At 67.7% G+C, this 19,687-nt stretch carries 15 protein-coding genes, 2 tRNA genes and 1 riboswitch; of the genes, 7 read left to right on the top strand and 10 right to left on the bottom strand.

What is annotated here, in order from left to right; translation table 11 throughout:
* Positions 1-42 precede the first annotated feature (42 nt).
* The 3 genes from lon to XM1_RS16830 all read left to right on the top strand — a co-directional run bounded on the left by lon (position 43) and on the right by XM1_RS16830 (position 3,132).
* The gene (gene lon / locus XM1_RS16840) at positions 43-2,454 is read left to right on the top strand and encodes an endopeptidase La (protein WP_068435501.1); all 2,412 of its coding nucleotides are present in this window, start codon (positions 43-45) and stop codon (positions 2,452-2,454) included.
* Between the two features lie 226 nt (positions 2,455-2,680).
* Entirely contained in the window at positions 2,681-2,953 is a 273-nt protein-coding gene (locus XM1_RS16835; RefSeq protein WP_008617506.1) for an HU family DNA-binding protein, read from the top strand.
* 103 nt (positions 2,954-3,056) lie between these two features.
* Positions 3,057-3,132 (top strand) — tRNA-Val (locus XM1_RS16830).
* Positions 3,133-3,210: 78 nt separating this feature from the next.
* Here the strand turns inward: XM1_RS16830 and XM1_RS16825 are convergent.
* Both XM1_RS16825 and XM1_RS16820 read right to left on the bottom strand, forming a co-directional pair.
* Positions 3,211-5,184, bottom strand: coding sequence for a methyl-accepting chemotaxis protein (locus XM1_RS16825; RefSeq protein WP_068435500.1), 1,974 nt, complete (start codon positions 5,182-5,184; stop codon positions 3,211-3,213).
* Between the two features lie 186 nt (positions 5,185-5,370).
* A tRNA-Lys gene (locus XM1_RS16820) sits at positions 5,371-5,446 on the bottom strand.
* A 173-nt stretch (positions 5,447-5,619) separates the two neighbouring features.
* On the opposite strand from XM1_RS16820, the gene XM1_RS16815 reads away from it, so the two are divergent.
* Positions 5,620-6,978 carry a TrpB-like pyridoxal phosphate-dependent enzyme gene (locus tag XM1_RS16815; RefSeq protein WP_068435498.1) on the top strand — a complete coding sequence of 453 codons (1,359 nt, stop codon included), beginning with the start codon at positions 5,620-5,622 and terminating at the stop codon, positions 6,976-6,978.
* Between the two features lie 63 nt (positions 6,979-7,041).
* On the opposite strand, the gene XM1_RS16810 is transcribed toward XM1_RS16815, so the two are convergent.
* The 5 genes from XM1_RS16810 to argC all read right to left on the bottom strand — a co-directional run bounded on the left by XM1_RS16810 (position 7,042) and on the right by argC (position 14,313).
* Entirely contained in the window at positions 7,042-9,678 is a 2,637-nt protein-coding gene (locus XM1_RS16810) for an AsmA family protein (RefSeq protein WP_231920556.1), read from the bottom strand.
* 8 nt (positions 9,679-9,686) lie between these two features.
* Complete coding sequence (locus XM1_RS16805; RefSeq protein WP_068435493.1) at positions 9,687-11,096, bottom strand: hypothetical protein; 1,410 nt, start codon at positions 11,094-11,096, stop codon at positions 9,687-9,689.
* Positions 11,093-12,664 (bottom strand): hypothetical protein, encoded by a 1,572-nt coding sequence (locus XM1_RS16800; protein WP_068435491.1) that lies wholly within the window; start codon positions 12,662-12,664, stop codon positions 11,093-11,095. Before XM1_RS16800 ends, XM1_RS16805 begins: the two co-directional genes overlap by 4 nt.
* Positions 12,665-12,741: 77 nt before the next feature.
* Entirely contained in the window at positions 12,742-13,260 is a 519-nt protein-coding gene (locus XM1_RS16795; RefSeq protein ID WP_068435486.1) for a gamma carbonic anhydrase family protein, read from the bottom strand.
* A gap of 9 nt (positions 13,261-13,269) precedes the next feature.
* On the bottom strand, positions 13,270-14,313 hold the full coding sequence (argC, locus tag XM1_RS16790; protein WP_172821972.1) for an N-acetyl-gamma-glutamyl-phosphate reductase: 1,044 nt from the start codon (positions 14,311-14,313) through the stop codon (positions 13,270-13,272).
* An 85-nt stretch (positions 14,314-14,398) separates the two neighbouring features.
* Positions 14,399-14,584: riboswitch (cobalamin riboswitch) on the top strand.
* 89 nt (positions 14,585-14,673) lie between these two features.
* Between argC and cbpA the strand changes: the two genes are divergently transcribed.
* The 3 genes from cbpA (at position 14,674) to XM1_RS16780 (ending at position 16,695) form a co-directional block, all read left to right on the top strand.
* Positions 14,674-14,790 carry a modified peptide precursor CbpA gene (gene cbpA, locus XM1_RS23525; RefSeq protein WP_082700568.1) on the top strand — a complete coding sequence of 39 codons (117 nt, stop codon included), beginning with the start codon at positions 14,674-14,676 and terminating at the stop codon, positions 14,788-14,790.
* Complete coding sequence (gene cbpB / locus XM1_RS16785) at positions 14,787-16,166, top strand: peptide-modifying radical SAM enzyme CbpB (protein ID WP_068435484.1); 1,380 nt, start codon at positions 14,787-14,789, stop codon at positions 16,164-16,166. The genes cbpA and cbpB overlap by 4 nt, the downstream gene beginning before the upstream one ends.
* A 172-nt stretch (positions 16,167-16,338) precedes the next feature.
* Positions 16,339-16,695, top strand: a complete 357-nt coding sequence (locus XM1_RS16780) for a DUF4189 domain-containing protein (protein ID WP_068435483.1) — start codon at positions 16,339-16,341, stop codon at positions 16,693-16,695.
* Positions 16,696-16,702: 7 nt separating this feature from the next.
* On the opposite strand, the gene XM1_RS16775 is transcribed toward XM1_RS16780, so the two are convergent.
* The 3 genes from XM1_RS16775 to XM1_RS16765 are packed head-to-tail and all read right to left on the bottom strand — an operon-like array spanning position 16,703 to position 19,679.
* Positions 16,703-17,863 (bottom strand): hypothetical protein, encoded by a 1,161-nt coding sequence (locus XM1_RS16775; protein ID WP_068435482.1) that lies wholly within the window; start codon positions 17,861-17,863, stop codon positions 16,703-16,705.
* Positions 17,860-18,327 (bottom strand): hypothetical protein, encoded by a 468-nt coding sequence (locus XM1_RS16770; RefSeq protein ID WP_068435480.1) that lies wholly within the window; start codon positions 18,325-18,327, stop codon positions 17,860-17,862. Before XM1_RS16770 ends, XM1_RS16775 begins: the two co-directional genes overlap by 4 nt.
* On the bottom strand, positions 18,324-19,679 hold the full coding sequence (locus XM1_RS16765) for a hypothetical protein (protein WP_068435478.1): 1,356 nt from the start codon (positions 19,677-19,679) through the stop codon (positions 18,324-18,326). The genes XM1_RS16770 and XM1_RS16765 overlap by 4 nt, the downstream gene beginning before the upstream one ends.
* Positions 19,680-19,687 lie beyond the last annotated feature (8 nt).

Genomic DNA, 19,687 nt, shown 5'->3' with positions numbered 1-19,687 from the left:
GGCCGGCCCAGTTGGGTGGCCCGCCGGCGTGAATGAGGCAGCATGGTCGATACCCCTCCTGGCGATGTTTTTCCCGTCCTTCCGCTCCGGGACATCGTCGTCTTCCCCCACATGATCGTCCCGCTGTTCGTCGGCCGGGAGAAATCCGTGCGGGCGCTGGAAGACGTGATGCGGGAAGACAAGCAGATCCTGCTGGTCGCCCAGAAGAACGCCGCCCAGGACGACCCCACCACCGAGGACATCTATTCGGTGGGCACCGTGTCTACCGTGCTGCAGCTGCTCAAGCTGCCCGACGGCACCGTCAAGGTGCTGGTCGAGGGCGGCAAGCGCGCCAAGATCACCGGCTTTACCGACAACGAGAATTTCTTCCAGGCCACCGCCGAGGTGGTGGACGAGCGTGAAGGCGACCAGCAGGAGCTGGAGGCGCTGTCGCGCTCGGTGGTCAGCCAGTTCGAGCAGTACATCAAGCTCAACAAGAAGATTCCGCCCGAGGTGCTGGTCTCGGTCAATCAGATCGAGGATTCGGCCAAGCTGGCCGACACCGTGGCGTCCCATCTGGCGCTGAAGATCGCCGAGAAGCAGGAACTCCTCGAGATCGAGGTGGTCTCCGAGCGGCTCGAGCGGGTCTATTCCTACATGGAGGGCGAGATCGGCGTCCTTCAGGTGGAAAAGAAGATCCGCAACCGCGTCAAGCGGCAGATGGAAAAGACTCAGCGCGAGTACTATCTGAACGAGCAGCTGAAGGCCATTCAGAAGGAGCTGGGCGAGGGCGACGACGGCAAGGACGAGACCGCCGAGCTGGAAGAGCGCATCGCCAAGACCAAGCTGACCGTCGAGGCCCGCGAGAAGGCCATGGCCGAGCTGAAGAAGCTCAAGTCCATGAGCCCCATGTCGGCCGAGGCCACCGTGGTGCGCAACTACCTCGACTGGCTGCTGACCATTCCGTGGAAGAAGCGGACCAAGGTCAAGAAGGACGTCAAGCTGGCGGAATCGGTGCTCAACGCCGACCATTACGGCCTGGAGAAGGTCAAGGAACGCATCCTCGAATATCTCGCGGTGCAGATCCGCACCGACAAGGTGCGGGGGCCCATCCTGTGCCTGGTCGGCCCGCCCGGCGTGGGCAAGACCTCGCTCGGCAAGTCCATCGCCAAGGCCACGGGGCGCAACTTCGTGCGCATGAGCCTGGGCGGCGTCCGTGACGAGGCCGAGGTGCGCGGCCACCGCCGTACCTATATCGGCTCCATGCCCGGCAAGGTCGTCCAGGGCATGAAGAAGGCCAAGTCGTCCAATCCGCTGTTCCTCCTCGACGAGATCGACAAGCTGGGCGCCGACTGGCGCGGCGATCCGGCTTCCGCGCTGCTCGAGGTGCTGGATCCCGAGCAGAACGCCACCTTCAACGACCATTACCTGGAGGTGGATTACGACCTCTCCGACGTGATGTTCGTGACCACCGCCAATACCATGCGCATGCCCCAGCCGCTGCTGGACCGCATGGAGATCATCCGCCTGTCCGGCTACACCGAGGACGAGAAGGTGGAAATCTCCAAGCGCCACCTGCTGCCCAAGGTGATCAAGGCCGCCGGCTTGAAGAAGGGCGAGTGGTCCATCTCGGACGAGGCGCTGCGTCACATCGTGCGCTACTACACCCGCGAGGCGGGCGTGCGCAACATGGAGCGCGAACTGGCCAATCTGGCCCGCAAGGCGGTCAAGGAGATCGTCTCGACCCGCAAGACCAAGGTCGCCGTCACGCCCCGCAACCTGGAAAAGTACGCCGGCATCCACCGCTACCGCTTCGGCGAGGTGGAGGAACAGGATCTGGTCGGCGTGGTCACCGGTCTGGCCTGGACCGAGGTGGGCGGCGAGCTGCTGACCATCGAGGCGGTCAGCATGCCGGGCAAGGGCACCTTCAGCCACACCGGCAAGCTGGGCGACGTCATGCAGGAATCCGTGCAGGCGGCCCGCTCCTACGTGCGCTCGCGCTCGGTCAGCTTAGGGATCAAGCCCACCGTGTTCGAGAAGCGCGACATCCACGTCCACGTGCCCGAGGGCGCCACGCCCAAGGACGGCCCCTCGGCCGGCGTCGCCATGTGCACCACCATCGTCTCCGTGCTGACCGGCATTCCGGTCCGCCGCGACGTGGCCATGACCGGCGAGATCACGCTGCGCGGCCGGGTGCTGCCCATCGGGGGCCTGAAGGAAAAGCTGCTGGCGGCGTTGCGCGGCGGCATCAAGACCGTTCTCATCCCCAAGGAGAACGAGAAGGACCTGGCCGAGATTCCCGACAACGTGAAGAAGGGCCTGGACATCATCCCGGTGGCTACCGCCGACGAGGTTCTGTCCCTGGCCCTGGTCCGCAAGCCGGTGGCCATCGAGTGGGACGAGCCCGACGACGTGGCCGAAGCCAAGCCGGCCAAGGACGGCGAGGCTGTGGCCGGCGGATTGGTCACCCACTGAGCGCAATAAGGGCATTTCCCTAGTTAAAACCGGCGTATTCCCTCGGGAATCGCCGGTTTTGCATATGTGAGTCGAGGGCGCCAGGGGCGTGGATGCCAGCAAATCCGCCATTTCTCGGCGATTGCGCATTGACGCTATCCGATAGGCTGAATTAGACTGACGGCTGTCTAATTCGATAGGCGGTATTGCCGGCTATCAATGTCGGTATAACGAAGGGGGTCCTCAGGTGAACAAGAACGATCTCGTGACGGCCGTGGCTGGCGCCGCTGGTCTGTCCAAGGCCGATGCGGCTAAGGCCGTGGACGGTGTTTTCGAAGCCATCACCTCCGCGCTGAAGGGCGGCGATGAGGTTCGTCTGGTCGGTTTCGGCACTTTCGCCGTCGCGTCGCGCGCGGCGTCCGAGGGCCGCAATCCCCGCACCGGCGAAAAGATCAAGATTCCGGCCTCCAAGCAGCCGAAGTTCAAGGCTGGCAAGGGCCTGAAGGACGGCATCCAGTAAGGCTGCCCCTTCAAAAGTACATTGCGCCGGCCGCCCGAAGGGGCGGCCGGTTTGGTTTTGGGGGCTTGCCCAAAACCCGAGAGCGTCCTAGAACCTGCCTGTGGGGCGGTTAGCTCAGCTGGCAGAGCATCTCGTTTACACCGAGAGGGTCGGCGGTTCGATCCCGTCACCGCCCACCAAGCCTTCAATACGTGGCTCTTTGAGCGGCCGCAGGCATCGCCTGCCGCCGCCGCTTCGGCCGGCGTCAACGCCTGTTTCTACGCCTGCGCCTCGTCGTTGAGGCGAAGGATGAATTTCTCCGTCTCGCCGGTCAGCCCATCAACGATCTGGGTCAGGTCCTTGGCGCTCCAGATCACGCGAATCGTTCCGGCGCATGTCTGGGCCGAGGCCCGGGCCATCTGGCTGACCGACAGGGCCACCTTGTTGGCCTGATGGGCGACCTCGTCCACATTGCTGGCGATTTCGCGGGTGGACGCGTCCTGCTGCTGGATCGCCCCCGCGATGGCCGAGGAGATGCCGTCCAGGGTGCCGATCACCGAAACCACCTCCTGGATGCTTGCCGACATGGACCGGGTGGAGGCCTGGATCTCGGCAACCTTGCCGCCGATGTCCTCGGTGGCGCGCGCCGTCTGGTTGGCCAGGTTCTTGACCTCGCCCGCCACCACCGCGAAGCCCTTTCCCGCCTCGCCGGCCCGGGCCGCCTCGATGGTGGCGTTCAAGGCCAGGAGGTTGGTCTGCGACGCGATGTCGTTGATGAGGTGGACGATGTCGCCGATGGAGCGCACGACGTCGGAAAGCTCGTCCATCTTCTCGGCGGTGCCTGATACGCCGGCCACGGCCTCCCGGGTAACGTCCCCGGCGCTGCTGATCTGCTGGGCGATCTCGTCGACCGCCAGCGACAGCTGTCTCGCCGCCTCCGAGACGATGCCCGCGTGTTCGCTGGTAATCCTGGCGGCCTCGCCCATTTCCATGGACAGGCTGCCGCTGCGTTCCGAGCGTTCGGACATCTTCTGGGCGGTCATGCGGATGCCGATCGTGGCGGCATCGACGGAATCGACCTTGGCTTTTACCTCCTGCGCATGCTCGGACGCCGCCATGTTGCGCGAGGCCCGATCCTCCTCCTGGCGCTGGCGTGCCGATTGCGCCTCGCGTTCCATCCTCTCCTTGTCGATGGCGTTGCGCTTGAACACCTCGACGGCGCGGGCCATGGCCCCCACCTCGTCCTTGCGTTCGGTCGAGGGAATGTCGATTTCCAGCCGGCCTTCGGCCAGTTCACGGGTGACCTTGGAGATGCGCACCAGCGGCTCGGCGATGTTGCGGGCCAGCAGCCAGGCGGCCGACAGACCGATCAGCAGAATCAGGGCCGCGCCCCCGAACGCCTTGTTCCTGGCACTGCGCAATTCGGCCATGTAGTCCTCGGTGCCCAGCACCAGTTCCACCACCGCCGCCGGTTTGCCGGAATAGTCCAGGAGAGGCGACGCCAGGGCGGCGACGGGGCGGCCATCGATGTCTCCTTCCCGGATGATCGTTTGTCCCGCCATGGCCTGGGCCCAGTCGGAATCCGACAGGAACGGGCGGTCGGTGGTGGCCGCCAGGGGCTTCATGCCGCCCGAGGCGGCATCGCGGATCAGGACGGTGGCATCGGCGCCGTAGCGTGATTTGAAATCCTCGACGAACTTGCGTCCCAGGGCCATGCCGAATTCGACCGTTCCCAGATGGCTCGGCCCGTTGAACAGCGGAACCACCCCCCGGGCGCCCAGTCCCGACACCCCCGCCTCAAGCCCGGCGACCGCCTGGCGAGAGGTATTCGCCTCGACCACCGTCTGTCGGATGCGCGAAAGGTCGTCGCCGAATTTTCCCGGCATGTGCAGGCGAAGGAATGACGTCGCAGGGGGAAGATGAAACTGGAACTGGTCGACGCCCATGCGATTCTTCAATGGCGTGAAGCCCGGCAGAAAGAGCTTCGAAAGCCGTTCGCGGTCGCCGGTGGCGAAGGCCTGCTGGACATCCGGAATGCCGGCGACCAGCAGCGCCATGCCCGTCGCCCCCTCGACCTGGGCGGCGATGGCGGAGTCGAAGGCCTGCCGCAGTCCCGCCAATTCCCGCTTCTCGGCCTGGGTGATGGTGGACGACACCTGCTGCAGCATCAGCGGCAGGACGCCGAGGATCACGATCGCCAGCAAGCCGACGAAGCTGAAGACGAGACGCCCCTTGATTTTCATGCCGACCATGGCCCCCTCCGTCGCTTTGCCTGGCTTTGGCGGCTCTTCCCCATGCGTGGGAGCAAGCCTATCCCAGAAGGATAGGTGAGATGGCATATACGTGCTTTTGCTAATATTGAGGGGCAGCCTTGTCCCAGATCGGGAGGGCAAAAATCAAAGGCCCCGGAAGCGAATGGCTTCCGGGGCCCCTGAATTTGGTGGGCGCACAAGGACTCGAACCTTGGACCAGCTGATTAAGAGTCAGCTGCTCTACCAACTGAGCTATACGCCCTCAGTGTCTCCGGTTTCGGCCGTAGCCCCCGCCGGAGGGCCGCTTTATAGGTCGAACGAAGGGTCTGTGCAAGCGGAAAATTCACTTCTCTTCGCACTCTTTGCAACGGCGCCGGCAGAGCGTAAAACCATCCCCACAATATCACATCCCGAAAGGGGAGAGGGGACACCGCCATGACCGAGAGCACCAAGTACCTGCTGTCCGAGGATCGCCTGCCCAAGGCCTGGTACAACCTCAATGCCGATCTGGCCGTCCCCGCGCCGCCGCCGCTGCATCCCGGCACCGGCCAGCCCATCGGCCCCGACGATCTGGCTCCCATTTTCCCCATGGCGGTGATCGCCCAGGAAGTGACGCAGGAACGCTGGGTCGAGATCCCCGAGCCGGTGCGGGACGTCTATCGCCTGTGGCGGCCCAGCCCGCTGGTCCGGGCCCGGCGCCTGGAGAAGGCGCTGGGCACGCCTGCCAAGATCTATTTCAAGTACGAGGGCGTCAGCCCGGCCGGCAGCCACAAGCCCAACACTTCGGTGCCCCAGGCCTTCTACAACAAGCAGGAAGGCGTCAAGCGCATCGCCACCGAGACCGGCGCCGGGCAGTGGGGGTCGTCCATGGCCTTCGCCGGCTCGCTGTTCGGCCTGGATGTCGAGGTGTTCATGGTCAAGGTCTCCTTTGATCAGAAGCCCTATCGCCGGGCGCTGATGGAGACCTACGGCGCCAAGTGCATTCCCAGCCCGTCCAACCTGACCCATGCCGGCCGCGCCATCCTGGAGAAGGATCCCAATTCCAACGGCTCGCTGGGTATCGCCATCTCGGAAGCAGTCGAGGTCGCCGCCTCGCGCGACGACACCAAGTACGCGCTGGGCAGCGTCTTGAACCACGTCTGCCTGCACCAGACCATCATCGGCGAGGAAGCCATGATGCAGATGGAGATGGCCGACGATTCTCCGGACATCGTCATCGCCTGCACCGGCGGCGGCTCCAACTTCGCCGGCCTGGCCTTCCCCTACATCCGCGAGAACCTGAAGGGGGCCAAGACCCGCGTCATCGGCGTCGAGCCCGCCTCGTGCCCGACGCTGACCAAGGGCCTCTACGCCTACGATTTCGGCGATACCGGCAAGCTGACCCCGCTGGTCAAGATGCACACGCTGGGCGCCACCTTCATGCCGCCGGGCTCGCATGCCGGCGGCCTGCGCTATCACGGCATGGCCCCCATGGTCAGCCATGTGAAGGAACTGGGCCTGATGGAGGCGCGCGCCTATCACCAGACCGAGTGCTTCGCGGCCGCCGTGCAGTTCGCCCGCTCGGAAGGCATCGTGCCCGCACCTGAATCGTCGCACGCCGTCAAGGGCGCCATCGACGAGGCCCTGCGCTGCAAGGCCGAGGGCAAGGCCGAGACCATCCTGTTCAACCTGTCGGGCCACGGCCATTTCGACATGCAGGCCTATACCGACTTCTTCGCCGGCAAGCTCAAGGACAACACCTACACCCAGGCCGACCTGGACGCCGCCCTGGCCGAACTGCCCAAGGTGGGCTGAGGCCTCGGGCGGGCGGGACGCCCGCGCTCCGAAAGAGGGGGGCGCGGGCGTCCCGCCCGCATCCTATTCCGCCTTCTTCTTGCCGAAGGCGGAGAACAGGCCGCGCAGCGCGTCGCCGGCCTTGAGTTTCCTGGGGGCGTCGGAGTTTTCTCCGGCGCCCTTGGGATTCAAGGCCTTGCCCAATCCCTTTTCCACCAGCCAGCGCTGCAGGTCGTTGACGTCCACCGCCTTGACCGGCGCGGCCAGCGGGCCCTCCAGCCGCAGCCCCAGGGCTGGGGCGTCGGGGGCGGCCAGCCGGAAGGCGATCTTCGACGAGATGGTTTCCCTGGGCAGATCGAGGGTGGCGATGCCGGTGGCGCCGCCGCCGTCGGCCACCAGGGCAAGGTCGCGGCTGGCGACGATGCCCCTGTCGGCGGTGAAGGTGCCCGACAGGCTGGAAAAGCGCGAGCTTCCCCCCGACAGCCCGGCCTGGACCAGCCCCAGCAGGCTGCCGAGATTCTCCAGATTGCGCATGCGCGTATCCATGGCGGCGAGATCGAAGCCGCTGACCTCGCCGTCGGCCACCAGGACCTTGCCGTTGCCCGACAGGCTGGCCGCCAGGGCGGCGGGCGAGGTTCCGGCGGCGGCAAGGCGCATCTCGGCTCCCATGCGCCCCTTCTCCAGCCGCAGACCGCCGGCCGACGGCCTGATCTGGGCCAGCTCGGCCTCCTTCAGATTGGCCGACAGGGTCATGGCGTTGGCGGCCACGCGGCCGGCGGCGGCCAGTTCGCCGCCCAGCAGGCGGCCCGACAGGCGGTCGAGGTCGAGGACGCCCTTGGCCAGCCCCATATGGGCGCGAACCTGGTCGAGCCGCCAGCGCTCCAGGCTGACGGATTTGGCCTCGAGGGTGACGTCGGCGTCCAGGGCCTGCAGCCAGCCCAGGTCGAGGGGAGACCGCGACCACGCGCCGTCCGAGGACAGGGCGGCCGCAATGATGGGCGGCGGCGGCGGGGCGGCATAGCCGGTGCGCCGGCGGGGTTTCGGCTCGTCGGCCTTGTCCTTGCCCTCGGCGGGCAGGAACGGGTCCAGCGCGATGGCGTTGCCCGTCAGGCTGGCGGTCAGCCTGGGCCGCCCCTCCAGGGCGAGGGCCGCCTTGCCGCCCAGAACGGCGTCGCCGGCCCGCGCCTGCACCTCGTCGAAGGCCAGTTGGCTGCTGTTTCCCTCGACGCGGCCGGTGACGGACAATTCGCCGTTGCCGCGCGGACGGTAGGCGGGCGCCAGGGTGCGCATGGCCTGGGCGAAGCCGGCGGCGCGCAAGGATGCGTTCCCCGCGACCCTTCCACCCTCCCAGCTCCCGTCGAAGCCGAAGGCCAGTCCGGGCAAGCCCAGTTCCGCCTTCACCGGCACCGGCCACGCCAGCCCGGCGCCGATCATGCCGGTGACGCGGCGTTCGTCCAGATCCAGGGTGAGCGCGTTGAGCGACAGCCGGTTGTCGGCAAGCCGCACCTTACCTTCCAGCTTGGCCCTGGCCGGCGTGGGAGAGCCGCCCAGGCCGATCCACTGGCGTAAGGTAGGCAAGTTGCGGCTTTCTACCCGAAGGTCGCCCTCGAAGCGCGGGCGGCCTTCGGGCGTGGAAAGCGCGCCGGTCAGCTTGACCGCGCCGGCGCCGGGCAGCCGGGCCGACGCCTGGGACAGGGTCAGGCGGCCGCCGTCCAGCAGGGCGTTCAACTGGATGTTGGAAACGATCTCGCCCCGCCAGATCAGGCGGCCGATGCCGATATCGAGATTGGCCGCGAGATCCTGCGGCAGTTCGAAAGGCTGCGAGGCGGCGGGGGCGGGCGATGGCGGTTGCGGCCCGCCGGTGGGGGCCGGTGCGGCGGTTGGGGCGGCCGGGGCGGTTGGGGCGGCTGGGCGGGGGGCGGCGGGCGTCTGCCGGGCGTCCAGGTCGAAGCTGTCGGCCCGAAGGGTGACGTCCATCAGGGCGGGACTGCCGTTCCGGCTGGCCACCACGCTGCCGGTGATGGTCGAATCACCCAGGATCACCCCTAGGTCGGAGATCACCACCTCGTCCGGGGTCAGGCGCAATCCGGCCTGGGCCGACAGGGGGGAATCGGGCAATTGTCCCGACCCGGCGGCCCGGGCCAGGGAAGCCAGCGACACCTCGACCTTGCCGTCCAGCCCGCCCTTGCCGAAGCGTCCCTCGAAGCCGGCCGAGCTTTCCAGCGACGGCATGGCGAGGCTGGCCTTCAAGGGCGCCGTCTCGTTGGCGGCGGGGCGCGATCCGCTCGCCTCCAGGGTGACGGGCTTGCCCCACAGCTTGGCGTTTCCGCTGACGGCAAAGGCGTCCTTCGCCGCCGAGGCGCGAAGATTCAAGCCGTCGACGGGGCCTGCGCGTCCTCCCTCGATGAGAATGTCGGACAGTTCGGGACGGCCGGACAGCAAGGCGCCCAGCGACAGGCCCAGGCGCACCCGGTCCAGGGAGGCGGCGTTTTCCACCGCCACCGCCGCCAGGGTCACCGCCGGGCTGGGCAGGATGCGCAGGCTGATGGGGCCGGCCACGGTGACCTTGCGGCCCACCAGGGTGGAAGCTTCGGCCTCGATGCGCCCGCGCCAGGAATTGCCGTCCATCAGGATCGGGGCGGCAAGGGCCAGGGCCAGCCCGGCGGCCGTGACGGCGGCGGCGGCGATGGCGACGGGCGGGCTGACCGGCAGGCGGGACAAGGGCGGCCTCACAGCATCAGGGACAGGGCCACCATCCATACCCCGAGAAGCAGGGCCCCGACCACAACGAACCGCCGGTTCCAGGTATGCGATACCGTCCGGACAGGGACTTCCGCCACCCTTGCCACCGACATCACCGCCGCGCCTACGGGAGTGGTGCAGATGGACAGCGCCCAGGCCCCCAGCATGCCGCTGGCCAGGACCAGGGGATTGATGCCGGCCGCCGAAAGGCTGCCCAGCGCGCTGCCCAGCAAGGTGATGGTGACCAGTTGCGAGATGCCCGCATGGGCCGCCACCATCACGCCCCAGGCCAGCAGCACCGCCACGGCGACGGGTGGCAGGGGGATCAGGGCGATGGCGTGCGCCGTGTCCTCAGGCGTGATGAAGGCCGCCACGACGCTGCCCAGGAACATGGCGCCGCCCAGCATGGCCACCTCGGAGCGGAAGCCGGGCAGGCTGTCGCACACATGGCCGACGAACAGCCGAAAGGTCAGGGCCGTGCGCGGGAGAAGCGCTCCCGATTGCTGGGCGAACAGCCAGATGACCGCAGCCAGGGGCACGACGATCATGGCGCCCACCACCAGCCGCACGCCCAGCATCTCGGCCAGGGCGACGGCGCCGACCACGATGGCGGCCACCAGGGCGATCAGGCCGAGGATGGGGCGGAACTGGGTCTTGTGCCGGTGGGGGGGCAGGCGGCGGGTATGGGGGGGGAAGTCCAGGCGGTCCAGCACCCAGCCCCAGCCCATCAGGATCAGGGCCAGGACGACCTGCAGGGACACCAGATGCCACCACGCCAGCCCCGGCACCACCTGCTGGATCACGGCGAAGGACACCGCCAGCGGCGACCACGCGGTCATCATGGCGAAGCCGCGCAGGATGGCGGTCATCATGCGCCGCTTGCGGATGCCCTTGACGATCTCGTCGCCGTTGGCGGCGCTCAAGGTGTTGCCCTTGGCCACCATCATGCCCAAGAGGGCCAGCACGCCGAAATTGAGCACCAGCGCGATCAGGTGGCTGCCCAAGGACAGCGCGGCGTAGCGGCGTCCGGGGCCCTGGCGCACCATCTGCTCGCCGCAGCGGCGGATCAGGCGCGACGTGCGGGCGCTGTCGCGCAGCATGCCCAGCGTGGTGAACAGCCCGACCAGGAAGACGGATTCTCCCATGCCGTGGCGCAGCGTCTGGAGGGGCAGGGGCAGGAACTGGGCGGCGGCCAGGGCGGCCAGCAGGGCGGCCGCCAGCATGCGCTTTCCCCCGGCCGAGATGGCGCTCCATTCCAGCGCCACGTAAAGCAGCAGGGCGGCCCCGGCTGCGTCGCTGGCCCAGGCCCAGCGGAACAGCGCCCAGCCGATGGCGCCGCCGATCACCGCGACCATGGCCAGGGTGGACAGCGCCCCCCTGAGTTGCGGCCCGGTCACGATGGTCCGGCGGTGAAGCGCGAGCGGGGAGCGGGCAGCGCCTTGGCCGGGCGGGGCAGGTCCTTCATCAGGCCAGGGCCGTTCATCATGGCGAAGCCGCCCAGGACCGTTCCCACCACCACCTTGCGCCGCCGGACGCCCCAGACGCAGACCTTGAGGCCCAGCGTCTCGGCCTGGCGGCGCAGCTGTTGCAGCCCGGCCAGCAGGTGGTCGTCGTCGGTCTTGTCGGCGTTGGGCAGTTCGGCCAGGTCGATACTGACCAGATTGACGCCGGCCAGGGCCACGCGGTTCAGGGCCGGATGGCTGAGCGGCTCGCGGATGATGATCTCGCGGCACAGGGGGCGGATGGCGCTGACCGCCTCGGACAGGGCGACCGGGGCCAGATTGGCCGGCAGGCCGAACAGGTCGATGACCAGCGCCTGGGTGCGCACCGCCTCGGGGATGTCGGCGAAGGGGGCCAGCACCGACATGCGGGCCGAGGTGCCGAGCGAGCCCCAGTGCAGCGGCACCACCATCCGGGCGGAGCTGTTGTCGGACTGGGCCGCCTTGATGCCGCGCACCGCCGCACCGGCGACGAATTTGTCCAGCCTGACGATGGATTCCCCGTCGGCGGCGGGATAGGCGCGGCTGCCCTCGTAGGCGGCCTGCCCCGGCTCGTCCACGCGCTGCACGTTCGCGCGGTAGGCACCGATCACCTCGCCCTCTTCCATCCAGGTGGGGCGCCAGACCAGGGAGAGGGCGGCATCGCCGGGAAGGGGCGGCGCGGCGTCCAGGCCCGGCGCGATATCGTCGGCGGGACGTTCGGCGGCGACCGATTGCCAATTGGGGTCGGCCTTGCTCCGGGCCGAGCCGTCCACGGGGGCGTCGCGCCAGTTGGGGTCGAGCCTGTTGCGCTCGGCCACCGTCATGGCCTCCCATTGCGGGCCTTTGTCGCGCCGGGGGGCGGCGTCCTCGGGCGGGGCGATGGGAGGAGGAGCGGGGGCCTGTTCGGCGATCACCGCGCGGGTTTCGGTGATTGCGGCGGCCAGGGCCGCCAGATCCAGCTCGCCGTTTTCGTCGAGCGCGTCGGCCAGTGAGATTTCCGCCGCCAGCGCCAGGGGGCGGTCATGGCCGGCGAACTGGCTGCCCACCAGCCGGGTGCCTAGGTCCTGGGCGATGCGCACGGCGCGGCGTCGCGCCTCGGCGGCGGGGGTGTTGCGGAACACCAGGACGAACAGGTCGGGGCCCTTGCGGCCGAAGACGTTGCCGGCGCCCAGATGCAGGTTGATGACGCCCTCGGCGATCAGCATGACCTTTTCGGCGATGCGGGCCCATTTGTCACCCACCGCCTCGTGGAACTCCACCAGGGAGATCAGGTGCAGCTTGGTCTGATACTGGCCGTCATCCTCGGCCAGCAGCCCTTCCAGCGCCAGGGTGAAGGAATCGTCCACCAGGGCGGTGGACGCGGTCTCCTTCGGCGCGGCGGCGGGGGCCTCGGCCTTGCCGCCGCCCATCAGCCGGCCGATGAGGGCCAGAGGGCCGGCCAGCGCCGTCTTCAGACCGCCCTTCTTCCTCGCCTTGTCAGCCATGCTTACCCCGTCTTGTCCCCAGACCGGAAAGAGTAGGAGGGCGGAAGACACGGCGCAAGTATGGCACCGGGCTAGGCTTAGCCTTTGATATACTTGGCGGCCAGTTCCACGTACTTCTCGGCCGAGACCGGGAAGAAGGCGATTTCCTCGTCCGACAGGCGGCGCAGCATCTTGGCCGGGTTGCCGGCCCACAACTCGCCCGACTTGACGCGCTTGCCCGGCGTGACGACGGCTCCGGCCGCCACCATGGCGCCCGATTCCACCACCGCGCCGTCCAGGACCACCGCGCCCATGCCGATGAAGCAGCGGTCCTCCAGGGTGCAGGCGTGCAGGATGGCGCCGTGCCCGATGGTGATGTCCGAGCCCAGATAGGTCCCCAGCTTGCCGCCGGTCACGTGGATGATGGTGCCGTCCTGGATGTTGTTGCGCTCGCCGATGCGGATCTCGTGGACGTCGCCGCGGATGACGCAGTTGAACCACACCGAGGTGCCGGCGCCGATCACCGTGTCGCCGATCACCGTGGCGGTGGGCGCGATGAAGACGTTCTCGCCGATGGTCGGGCTGACGCCCTGGAAGGGCATGATGTTGCCGCTCATCTCAAGTCCTCACGGGAACAGGGGTTGCTGTTCGAGACCCAGGGTCTCGGGCAGGCCGAACATCAGGTTCATGTTCTGCAGCGCCTGGCCCGAGGCGCCCTTGACCAGATTGTCGATCACCGAGGTGATAATGATCCGCCCCGGCACCCGGTCGTCGAACACGCTCATCAGGCAATGGTTGGAGCCGCGCACATGCCGCGTGTGGGGCACCACGCCCTCGGGCAGGACGCGGACGAAGGGTTCGTCGTTGTAGGTCTTGGCGAGGCAGGCCCGCAGGTCGGCGGCCTTGGCGCCCTTCTTCGTCTTGACGTAGATGGTCGACAGCATGCCCCGGCTCATGGGGATCAGGTGGGGAGTGAAGGTCACCAGCACCGGAGCGCCCGCCGCCTCCGACAGGCCCTGCTCGATCTCGGGCGAATGCCGGTGGCTGGCGACGCCGTAGGCGTGCATGCCCTCGGTCACCTCGGTGTAGAGGTTGGCCTCCTTGGCGGCGCGTCCGGCGCCCGACACGCCCGACTTGGCGTCGATGACGATGTCGGTCGCCTCGATCAGCCCGGCTTTCAGCAGCGGGATCAGCGGCAGCTGCACCGAGGTCGGATAGCAGCCGGGATTGGCCACCAGCCGGGCCTTGGCCACCGGGCCGCGCGCCAGCTCGGTCAGGCCGTAGACCGCCTGCTTCTGCAAGTCCGGCGCCCGGTGCTCGTGGCCGTACCACTGGGCATAGGTGTCGACGTTGAACAGCCGGAAATCGGCCGACAAATCCACCACCTTGACCGAGGCGGGTAGGGCGGCGATCACCTCCTGGGTGGTGCCGTGGGGCAGGCAGCAGAACACCGCGTCGACGGTCTTGAAGTCCACCTGGTCGATGGCGACCAGGTTGGGCAGCTTGAGGCCGCCCAGATGGGGGAAGACCGAATCCATGGACTGGCCCGCCTTGCGGTCGCCGGTCATCACCTTGACGTGGAAGGCCGGATGCAGCGCCAGCAGGCGCACGAGCTCGGCGCCGGTATAGCCGCTGGCTCCCAAGATGGCGACGGAAACGTCCTTCATGATGACCCACCTTCCTTGGCATTGGGGGGCGGACGATAGCAGGCCCTTTTCAGCGCGACAACCGCCGGAACTTGACGTCTCCATTGCGGTATTGTAGAGCCATCTTTGTCCTGCATCCCGGAACACGGTGAAATTCCGTGGCGGTCCCGCCGCTGTAATCGGGGACACGGACCACAGGGGCGTCCGAGCCCCAGCCACTGGCGATAAGCCGGGAAGGCGTGGTTTCGTGGCTGATCCGAGAGCCAGAAGACCTGCACGGACATGGTTGAACGAGGGGCGAAATCCGATGGCAAAGGGTTTCGGCTGGTGCGCGTCCGCGCCCCGGCCGGAAAGCCCCTTTGGCATACGTTAAGGATTATCGCCATGACCAAGACCGACACCAAGAAGCGTCCCTCCGTCATCGCCGTTCGCAAGACCTGCGACGCCGAGGGCACCGGCCTGTCCCATTACGTCCTGATGGACAAGCAGGTGAAGCGGTGAACCAGGCGGCCCCCATCCGTGGGGGCCGTCTTCCCGACGGCCTCCAGACCTTCGACATCGGCCACGCCGATTACACCGCCCTGATCGACGCCGACAACGCCTTCTGGGCGCTGGTGCGCAAGGACGAGATGGACAATGTCCTGGACGACGGCGCCCTGGAGCGCGACTGGCGGGCCAAGCGGGACGACTTCGCCCGCGAGATGGACATGCTGCGCTTCCATCTCAAGCCCTCGGCGGTCTATTTCAACCCCACCGAACGCTGCAACCTGGACTGCTCGTACTGCTACATCCCGCAGAAGATGCGGCGTACCGGCGAGCATATGAGCCGGGACAAGCTGATGGACGCCATGGTGCGGCTCGACGAGTACTTCTCGCGCACCATGCCGCCCGAAAGGAAGCCGCAGATCATCTTCCATGGCGCCGAACCGCTGCTCAACAAGGACGCCATGTTCGAGGCCATCGACGCCTATTCCGACCGCTTCCGCTTCGGGGTGCAGACCAACGCCACCCTGCTGGACGACGCGGCGGTGGAGTTCCTGACGTCTCGGGGCTGCGGTATCGGCCTGTCGCTGGACGCGCCCAAACCCGAGGTGGCCGACCGCTCGCGCAAGCGCTGGACCGGCGACGGGGTGTTCGCCTCGACGGTGGACGCCATCCGCCGCCTCAAGGGCTATGCCGGCTTCAACGTCATCTGCACCATGAACCGCGAGAATCTGGGCCAGCTGACCGAGATGGTGGAATTCCTCCACGCCGAGGAGGTGCCGGCCTGCATGCTGAACGTGGTCCGCTGCACCCAGCCGGGCGGGCAAGGGGCGTGGGCCGAGGATCAGGCGGTGTCCAGGGCCTATCTGGCGGCCCTGGACCGCACCCACCAGCTTTACCGCGAAACGGGCCGCAAGCTGGTGGTGGCCAATTTCGTCAACATCCTGATCTCCATCCTGGCCCCTACGGCACGGCGGCTGATGTGCGACATCTCGCCCTGCGGCGGCGGGCGGTCGTTCTTCGCCCTGGCGCCCGACGGCTCGCTGTTCCCGTGCTCGGAGTTCATCGGCCTGCCGGCCTTCGCCGGGGGCAACCTGTTTACCGACCGGGTGGAGGACGTGCTGGACAGCCCGGCCTTCAAGCTGGTGACGGGGCGCAAGGTGGAGGACATCAAGGCCTGCTCCACCTGTCCGGTGCGGCATTTCTGCGGCTCGCCCTGTCCGGCCGAGGCGCACGAGGCCAATGGCGGCATGGACAAGATCGGGGCCTATTGCGGCTTCTATCTCGATCAGGCGCAGTACGCCTTCCGCCTGATCGCCGACGGTATCGCCGAGGATTATATGTGGGACGGCTGGGATGACGGCACCGAGACGGCGTTTGCCTTCGGCTGCTGATTTTTCTGCCCTAACGCTTACCGCCGGGGCGGCAGGATTCCTGCTGTCCCGGTCCGGTGGCGGGGGAGACGTTCGGCATATGTCAGAAACCGCAATAAATTTGGAATAGTTTGAATCTGATAGGAAGAGTACGCTCCCAGAGGCTGAATATACTCCTCAGGAGGGGACGAAGATGAAGAAGATGATCATGGCCGCGGTAATGGCGGCGGGTATTGCCCTGACCGGTTCCGCCTGGGCGGCGGGCGCCATCGCGGTCGACGACGCCGACGCGACCAAGGCCAGCGAAGTGGGCTTCGGCGTCGGCAGCGGCGCCACCCGCGAGGAGGCCGGCATCGACGCGGTGCGCGAGTGCAAGAAGGCCGGCAACAGCAGCTGCAAGGTGGCGGTGCGTTACGACACCTGCGGCGCCTACGCCACCTCCAAGGACTACACCGGCGTGGGCTGGGGCAGCAGCGAGGGCGAGGCCAAGGCCAACGCCCTGGAAGCCTGCGGCAAGGGCTGCAAGGTGGCGGTTTCCGACTGCCAGTAAAACCTGATCACTGTTTGGTTGGACGGGGCATAGGCGGCTCTTCGGCTGTCGGCCCCGTTTCGACTTTCTGGGCTTCCGTCTTGGCTGCCTTCTCGGGGGCGGGCAGGGGCTTGGCCTCCACGTCGGGCAGCGGCACGGCGCTGTCGTTGGGGACGGGTTTGGCCGTGGCCGTGGGAACGGCCGGCGGCGGCGTGATGGCGGTGGGGGCGGTCGGGGCCGTCTTGGCCACCGGAACGGCGCCGCCTTCCAGGCGCGGCAGCATGGCGCTCATCACGTTGGTGGCCAGGTTGTGGGCGATGAGCGAAAGCTTGGGCGGTTTGCGCTTCCTCTCGAAGCCGGTCGAGGTGGCCTTGTAGCGCTGGTCTGCGCGCTCGGGGCCGAAGCTTTCGTCGTCCTCGTCGGGCAGGTCGAAGCCCTTGGAGGTGGCGGTGGCCTTGTCGGTCTTCTGCCATTCCTTCAGCGCCCGGCTGTTGACCATGGCCAGCACCCGTCCGGTCTTGACGTCCAGGATGCGGGCGCGCAGCTCGTAGCCGGTGGTGGATTGGGCCGAATCGGCGACCAGAACCTCGACCATCAGGTCGGCCATGGTCTGCATGGCCATTACCTCGACGGTCTTGGGATCGATCTCCTCGGCGCCGGCCCCCATGATGCGGGTGATCATGGTGCGGTCGACCACCTGCGCGTCGGCCTGCAGGAAGGGAGCCAGGAAGCCGTCCTGGAACTCCCACTCCCAGGTTTCCTCCCGCGGCCGGCGCTCGGCGGAATCGCCGGCGCGGCGCTGGGTCTCGGTGACGCTTTGCTTTCCGCCCGACTGCTTGAGGGTCAGGTCGCCCTCGGTGGAATTGCGGCTCTTGTCGGCGGTGACGGTGCGGGTCTCGGAATACCACTGGGCCAGGGTGTCCGACAGCTGCCGGTTCCACCAGAAGGCCAGGCGCGGCCGTCCGCCCTGGGCGTAGGAATCCTTAAAGCGGGCGACGACGTCTTCCTGGGGCTTGAACGGGTCGGGCCGGGGGATGGCGGCGTCCAGGGTCTCGGCCCCGTCGCGGGCGGCCGGGGCGGCCTTGGGCGGCGCCTGGTAGGGCGGCACCTTGGGTCCGACGGTCTGGGCCTCGGCCATCACGGGGACCAGCAGGGCGAGGGCCGATACGGCCAGGAGACGGGTGATCATTTGCCTTCCCTCATCTCGATCATGTAGCCGTCCACGGCCTTGTCGCCCAAGGACAGCTCGCGGTAGGTGACGGAGGTGCGCGGCGCGAACTGCATCCGGCGCCAGGCGCTGACCGGCTCGGACGCCGCGCCGTCGGCGGCGTAGAACTGGGTGCGGGCCTCGGCGTTTTGCGGGAAGTCGGTGCAGTTGACCACCTGGGCCAGCACCTCGACCGTCCCGGTCTCGGTGCGCCGGGCGGCGATGGAGCGCACGTAGAGCTTCCGGATGATGTTGGGATCGGTGATGTTCACCGAGTTCATGGGCATTTCCTTCAAGGGTGAGGACGAGCCCTCGACCATGGCCGGACCGGCGACCAGATCGCGCTGGCTGGCGACGCGGCTCATGTCGCAATGGGGCGCGGGGTCCAGCGAGGCGCAGCCGCCCAGCAGCAGCAGACCGAAGGCGGGAACGAGCAGGCGCTTCATGGCGATGACTCCTTGGATTTGGCCTCTGCCGCCGGAATGACGATGGGCGACGCCATCACCTCGGCGGGAACGGAATTTGGGGCGCGCGGGTTGCGGGGAACGGCCGAGCCGTGCCGGGCCCAGACCAGGCCGCACTTGCCGGCCCGCTGGATCGGGCTCGTCACCGTTTCCAGCGGCGTGCCGCCGGAGGACTGGAACGAGACGTCGATGGTGGCGACCTTGTCGGGCAGCGACAGGGTCAGCCCCTGCACCCGGTCGGAGAGGTTGTCCCAATAGCGGGTGTCGGCCTGGGATTCGATGGTGCTGGCGAACAGCTTGGACAGGCCGCCGATCACCGCCAGTCCGGCACCAATCATGGCGGCGCCGGCCTGGGCCTGCTGGCGGGCCTCGCGCTGTTCCTTGGTTTCTCGATGGCGGGGGCGGTCGGTCGCCACCTTGGCGGCCACCGCTGCGCCGATCAGGGCGACGTTGCCCACGGTGTCGGCGGTATCCTTGTATTCGGCCTTGCCCTCCAGGATGGAATCGAAGGGCCGCCCGCCCCGGGTCGAGGCCTGGCGGAAGATGTCCTCCAGCAGCACGGCATTTCCCGTAGGATGGTCCTTGGGGCGGTCGGGATCGGTCCAGGCGATGTTGACCGCCTCCGCGCTGCCGCTGCGCTTGATCTTCAGGCGCGGCCCGTCGGAGATCTTCACCGGGGCGGTTCCGGTCTCGACCAGCACCAGAACGTTATCCTTGTCACGCGGCAGGGGCGCGTCCTTGTTGATGGCGCGGAATTCCTTGAAGTCCTCGGTGGCCAGCGATTCGTTGCCCGAGCAATGGGCCGCCCAGCCCTGCAGGAAGGGCATCAGGGCGAAATCGGCGCGGTACTGCTCCTCCTCGGCGAAGGCGTCCTGCAGCATGCCGCCCTTGAAGCTGGCCCGGGCGTTCTCGTAATCGCCGGCCTTCATATAGAGCAGGCCGCGATAGTAATAGGCCATGGCGCGCTCGTAGGGTTCGCCCTTGAAGTCCTTGATGCCTTCCTTGATCCACAGTCCGCGCGCCTTGCGGGCCTCCTCGTTGTCGGCGTAGATGGCCTCGATGCCGACCAGGGCGTCATCGAACAATTGCTCGGCCAGACGGTCGCGGCCCATGGCGAAGCTGGCCAGCCCCAGGCGCATGTCGTTGAGCACCCGGTTGCGGTCGCCTTGGGCCTGGGCGATGAAGAAATGGCGGCGCAGTTCCGTCGGCTTGTCGTCCAGATAGGCCTGGACCACCGAGGGCGCCGGGCTGACCTCCTGCTCGCGCGTGGTCACGCAGCCCGACGCCAGTCCGGCGATGATGACGACGCTCAACCAGGAAGGCCGGGCGGCCATGGGGGTGA

The organism is Magnetospirillum sp. XM-1, assembly GCF_001511835.1.
Taxonomy (GTDB): domain Bacteria; phylum Pseudomonadota; class Alphaproteobacteria; order Rhodospirillales; family Magnetospirillaceae; genus Phaeospirillum.
Note: the sequence above shows the minus strand (reverse complement) of the source record. Positions and strands in the feature narration are given on the sequence as shown.

Bases quoted from the DNA above. Each gene is read 5' to 3' on its own strand.
- lon (WP_068435501.1), top strand. From the start codon at position 43: ATGGTCGATACCCCTCCTGGCGATGTTTTTCCCGTCCTTCCGCTCCGG.
- XM1_RS16825 (WP_068435500.1), bottom strand. From the start codon at position 5,184: ATGGTCGGCATGAAAATCAAGGGGCGTCTCGTCTTCAGCTTCGTCGGC.
- XM1_RS16815 (WP_068435498.1), top strand. From the start codon at position 5,620: ATGACCGAGAGCACCAAGTACCTGCTGTCCGAGGATCGCCTGCCCAAG.
- XM1_RS16800 (WP_068435491.1), bottom strand. From the start codon at position 12,664: ATGGCTGACAAGGCGAGGAAGAAGGGCGGTCTGAAGACGGCGCTGGCC.
- XM1_RS16795 (WP_068435486.1), bottom strand. From the start codon at position 13,260: ATGAGCGGCAACATCATGCCCTTCCAGGGCGTCAGCCCGACCATCGGC.
- cbpA (WP_082700568.1), top strand. From the start codon at position 14,674: ATGACCAAGACCGACACCAAGAAGCGTCCCTCCGTCATCGCCGTTCGC.
- XM1_RS16780 (WP_068435483.1), top strand. From the start codon at position 16,339: ATGAAGAAGATGATCATGGCCGCGGTAATGGCGGCGGGTATTGCCCTG.
- XM1_RS16775 (WP_068435482.1), bottom strand. From the start codon at position 17,863: ATGATCACCCGTCTCCTGGCCGTATCGGCCCTCGCCCTGCTGGTCCCC.
- XM1_RS16770 (WP_068435480.1), bottom strand. From the start codon at position 18,327: ATGAAGCGCCTGCTCGTTCCCGCCTTCGGTCTGCTGCTGCTGGGCGGC.
- XM1_RS16765 (WP_068435478.1), bottom strand. From the start codon at position 19,679: ATGGCCGCCCGGCCTTCCTGGTTGAGCGTCGTCATCATCGCCGGACTG.